The sequence below is a fragment of the Winogradskyella sp. genome (assembly GCF_013042245.1).
In the GTDB taxonomy this organism is placed as follows: domain Bacteria; phylum Bacteroidota; class Bacteroidia; order Flavobacteriales; family Flavobacteriaceae; genus Winogradskyella.
Genome location: NZ_JABDQL010000077.1, coordinates 1 through 3,723, shown reverse-complemented (window position 1 = coordinate 3,723; position 3,723 = coordinate 1). Strand labels below are relative to the sequence as shown.

General features: G+C 33.8%; 5 protein-coding genes. 2 read left to right on the top strand and 3 right to left on the bottom strand.

Annotated elements, in window-relative coordinates; all coding sequences use genetic code 11:
* The coding region (gene atpD / locus HKP48_RS06520; protein ID WP_296344051.1) for a F0F1 ATP synthase subunit beta at nt 1-851 on the top strand (851 nt) is incomplete at its 5' end.
* Nucleotides 852-869: 18 nt separating this feature from the next.
* Entirely contained in the window at nt 870-1,145 is a 276-nt protein-coding gene (locus HKP48_RS06515) for a F0F1 ATP synthase subunit epsilon (protein ID WP_296344049.1), read from the top strand.
* A gap of 53 nt (nt 1,146-1,198) precedes the next feature.
* Here the strand turns inward: HKP48_RS06515 and umuD are convergent, their stop codons facing one another.
* From umuD to HKP48_RS06500, 3 genes are all read right to left on the bottom strand, one after another.
* Entirely contained in the window at nt 1,199-1,612 is a 414-nt protein-coding gene (gene umuD / locus HKP48_RS06510) for a translesion error-prone DNA polymerase V autoproteolytic subunit (protein ID WP_296344053.1), read from the bottom strand.
* A gap of 66 nt (nt 1,613-1,678) precedes the next feature.
* Complete coding sequence (locus HKP48_RS06505; protein WP_296344046.1) at nt 1,679-2,935, bottom strand: Y-family DNA polymerase; 1,257 nt, start codon at nt 2,933-2,935, stop codon at nt 1,679-1,681.
* Between the two features lie 64 nt (nt 2,936-2,999).
* Nucleotides 3,000-3,578, bottom strand: coding sequence for a PDZ domain-containing protein (locus HKP48_RS06500; RefSeq protein ID WP_296344044.1), 579 nt, complete (start codon nt 3,576-3,578; stop codon nt 3,000-3,002).
* Between the last annotated feature and the right edge of the window lie 145 nt (nt 3,579-3,723).

Sequence of the window (3,723 nt, the reverse complement as noted above, 5' to 3'; positions counted from 1 at the left end):
GATGGGATCTAGACAAAGTAGATATGCCAGCCTTGAAAGAGTCTAAACTTACCTTCGTATTCGGACAAATGAATGAGCCTCCTGGAGCACGTGCTCGAGTGGCATTATCTGGATTGGCAATTGCTGAATATTTCCGTGATGGTTCCGGAGAAGGTCAAGGAAAAGATGTATTATTCTTTATCGATAATATCTTCCGTTTTACACAAGCTGGATCAGAAGTTTCGGCATTGTTAGGTCGTATGCCTTCTGCTGTTGGTTACCAACCGACATTAGCAACAGAAATGGGTGAAATGCAGGAACGAATTACGTCTACAAAAAGAGGTTCTATTACATCTGTACAAGCCGTATATGTACCTGCAGATGATTTAACGGATCCTGCACCAGCAACAACGTTTGCTCACTTAGATGCAACAACTGTATTATCTCGTAAAATTGCTGAGCTTGGTATTTATCCTGCAGTAGATCCATTAGATTCTACATCAAGAATTTTAACTGCTGATATTTTAGGCAATGAGCACTACAACTGTGCACAACGTGTTAAAGAGTTGTTACAACGTTATAAAGAATTACAAGATATTATCGCCATCTTAGGTATGGAAGAATTATCTGAAGAAGATAAAATGGCTGTAGGTAGAGCTAGACGTGTACAACGTTTCTTATCTCAACCATTCCATGTCGCAGAGCAATTTACTGGACTTAAAGGTGTATTAGTTGATATAAAAGAAACAATTAAAGGTTTTAATATGATTATGGATGGTGAATTAGATCACTTACCAGAAGCTGCATTTAACCTTAAAGGTTCTATTGAAGAAGCTATCGAAGCTGGAGAGAAAATGCTTGCTGAAGCTTAATCTTAAAACTCTAAAACTATGTATTTAGAAATTGTATCACCAGAAGCTACATTATTTAGTGGAGACGTAACTAGTGTTGCTGTACCAGGTGTTAATGGTGAGTTTGAAATGCTAACAAATCACGCTCCTATTGTATCTATACTAAAATCCGGAAATGTAACTATTAACGGAGATGTTACTCTTGAAGAGGAAGTTGAAGAGAAATTTACAAAGCAAGATGGTAAAACATTATTAGCCATCAATTCTGGAACTATTGAAATGAAGGATAATAAGCTTATTATTTTAGCAGATTAATTCACTTACATTATTATAACAAAAAACGCGAAGTAAATGCTTCGCGTTTTTTGTTATACCTTCTTAATGACATTAGTCACAATACCCCAAATCACAAAATTGTTCTCCTCCGTAATTTTTATAATAGGGTAATCCGGATTTTCGGGCTGAAGCCAAACCTCATCTTTAGTCACTCTAAGACGTTTTACTGTAAATTCACCATCAAGAAAACAGACGGCTATTTTATTATTTTCTGGTTCTAAACTTCTATCTATAACTAGTAAATCATTATCATCTAGACCTGCTCCTATCATAGATTGACCACTAACACGAGCATAAAAAGTCGCTTCTTTATTTTTTACTAACTCATCATCTAAAGACAAACGTTGCTCTTTGAAGTCCTCTGCTGGTGAAGGAAATCCTGCTGAAATTCCTGTATCAAAAAAATGTGTCCCAGAATCATCGGTACGTTCTGGTATAAAAAATATAAGACTATCAGATTTTGGGGCTATCGTATTCACTCTACAAAATTTATTTTCTAAGTTATAACTTTCTTATTTAACTATCAATATATCTTTAATATTGGTAGTATATCTTGGTGATAAACGTTCTTGACGCATTTTCCATGTGCGTTTTAAATCTTGATTACCAAGCCTTATTTTATGACCTTTATACTTTTTATTTAGTGTGTCAATTGCAGACATTAAAGGCTTATGTTTGGGGTCTTCAGAATTAAATAAATCTAACTGATAATTATCAGTTGGCACCAATCCCATAACAATTACACCTGCTTTTTTATATTTAATACCTTTTTTAAACAATTTTCCAACGGCTCTAACTGCTTGCTGACTAATTAATAAAGACGAGTCTGTTGGATACGGAAAACTAATCATTGTACTTCCACGGTGCTGTTCTAAATCTTTTTTATGACTATCACTGCGAAGCATGACCATTACCACATGACAACTAGAACCTTGATTTCGTAATTTTTCGGCACAAATAGTTGCAAAAGTAGAGATGCGTTCTTTTATGTAATTAATGTCATCGTAGGTATAATCAAAACTTCGGGTTGTTGCAATGGCTTTTTTTCTTACTGGCACTTCCATTTCAATTTTAGAAATACCTTCTAAATCTTTTTTTAAGCGCCATGCAACGATAGATAATGTTTTCCGTACCCAATCATCGTCTAATTGGGTAAAGTCATAAGCAGTTTTACAGCCTTTGGTCTCCAATTTTTTCTGCAAACCTCGACCAATGCCCCAAACACTATTTATCTTAGTCCATTTAAGAGCTTTTATTCGGCTTTCATCAGAATCTATAACATAGCTTCCTTTGGTTTCTTTTGGAAATTTCCGAGCTATTTTATTGGCGACTTTACTAAGTGCTTTTGTTGGTGCAATGCCTACACATGTTGGTATGCCAGTCCACTTCAAAATTCGTTTTCTAATCTTAAGTCCATAGTCTTTTAAATCATAGTTTTCAAATCCTTCAAACTTTAAAAATGCTTCGTCGATACTATAGACTTCGACTTCTGGCGAAAATTGTTCTAGGATTCTCATAACCCGATGACTCATGTCACCATACAATGGATAGTTAGAGGATAATACAGAAATATTATGCTGCTTACAGAAGCTCTCCCACTTAAAAATTGGTGCGCCCATAGGCAGCTGTAATGCTTTTGCTTCGTCACTTCGTGAAATGACACAACCATCATTATTACTAAGAATAGCAACCGGTTTTCCTTCTAAATTAGGATTAAAAACCCTTTCGCAAGAAGCATAAAAGTTATTACAATCAACTAAGGCATACATAGACCATAAAGGTACAAAGTCTACTCAATTTTTTGAGTTAAGAATTAATCTAAACTAGGATAAATTACTTTACTCCTAACCAAGCTTTTCGGTTTTTGATTTGTACTTCTGATAATTCAGGAAAGCTAGAAATTATGTAAGATGTATCAGAATCTAATTTCATTTTTATAGCTTTAATTTTACCATATTTTTCATAAAGAATCTTGATAGTCTTGTTTGGCTGTACTTCACTTAAAGCTTTATTCAAATCTGATGTCGTCTTAATTTCGTGACTTGCTATCTTAACTATCTTATCGCCTTTTTCTAAACCAGCGTTATATGCAGCCGACCCAATTTTTGTATTTGCTATAATTTCATTATTTCTTAAACGCAAACCAAAAGCTGACTTTTCTAAATTTTGCTTCAAACTAACACCAACTGTATTAAATAATTGTTCAAAATCTGGCATTTCACTTTTATAGATATAATTATTGAAAAAAGTATCTCCAAATTCATTTCCTGCGTAAGTATTTAAAGTATTATGCAAATCTTTAACCGTGTAATTTTTAAATGGTTTTCCATAAGTTTTCCAAACCAATTTCATATAATCATCAAGGTTTAAATCTTGTTCTCTGAGCGATAAATCTAGAGCTAAACCGAGCATACTTCCGTAGCTATAATATGAAGTAAATAATCCTCGGGGCAAGCCCACGAGGCATTAAAATAATTTCAATTGATTATTCTTTTTCAAACTTTTATAATCCTTTTCAACACCTTGTTCCTTAACATAATTTGCTATCAATTTTTCA